Consider the following 571-nt stretch of genomic DNA (forward strand, 5'->3'; position numbering starts at 1 on the left):
TCATCATCACCAACTATTTTGTTTATTCCACACAATCCAATCTTAACGATTGCATGTAGCGGTTCATCTGGATTATTCACAACTACACATGACAATTGGTCAGCTAAAATCTCACCAGTTTCAGCATCATGAATAGCAATACACTTCGTATTGTTAGTTACTCGTTTCAATATTAAAGCTCTACGCATATCACCCACCATCCAAACTTCGATTTGTATTTACCACTTCTTCACCATCTTCAAGATGCTCAAGCAAATGATTAACCTGTGCGTTCTGTTCGTTGTTGATTTGAATCAGTTGATTGTTCTGCTCGATTAATTTGTTGTTCTGTTGGATCAACAACTCCAAGACTTTTGAACACTCGCAACATTCTTTCTTTTGATTTGTCATATTGTTTCTTCATCCATTGTCTACGTTGTTCACAGCCTTGGCAGGTCATTTCAATTTCACCTCAATATTCCCAATCTGCTCTACAGTCTTTCTTAAAGCAATCTGACACTCTTGTTTAAACGCATGACTACTAAACAAATGATTGTATTCTTCAAGACGTTTGCGATTTGCTTTGAGAATG

2 protein-coding genes are annotated in these 571 nt (G+C 36.6%); both read right to left on the minus strand.

All coding sequences use genetic code 11. The annotated features are described in order from the left end of the window. On the minus strand, nucleotides 1-188 hold a 188-nt coding region (locus C9E89_RS23715), incomplete at its 3' end, for a hypothetical protein (RefSeq protein WP_107010354.1). 71 nt (nucleotides 189-259) lie between these two features. Continuing rightward, complete coding sequence (locus C9E89_RS23140; RefSeq protein WP_171405225.1) at nucleotides 260-439, minus strand: hypothetical protein; 180 nt, start codon at nucleotides 437-439, stop codon at nucleotides 260-262. Nucleotides 440-571 lie beyond the last annotated feature (132 nt).

Source organism: Acinetobacter sichuanensis, from assembly GCF_003024515.2.
In the GTDB taxonomy this organism is placed as follows: Bacteria; Pseudomonadota; Gammaproteobacteria; order Pseudomonadales; family Moraxellaceae; genus Acinetobacter; species Acinetobacter sichuanensis.

Bases quoted from the DNA above. Each gene is read 5' to 3' on its own strand.
- C9E89_RS23140 (WP_171405225.1), bottom strand. From the start codon at position 439: ATGACCTGCCAAGGCTGTGAACAACGTAGACAATGGATGAAGAAACAA.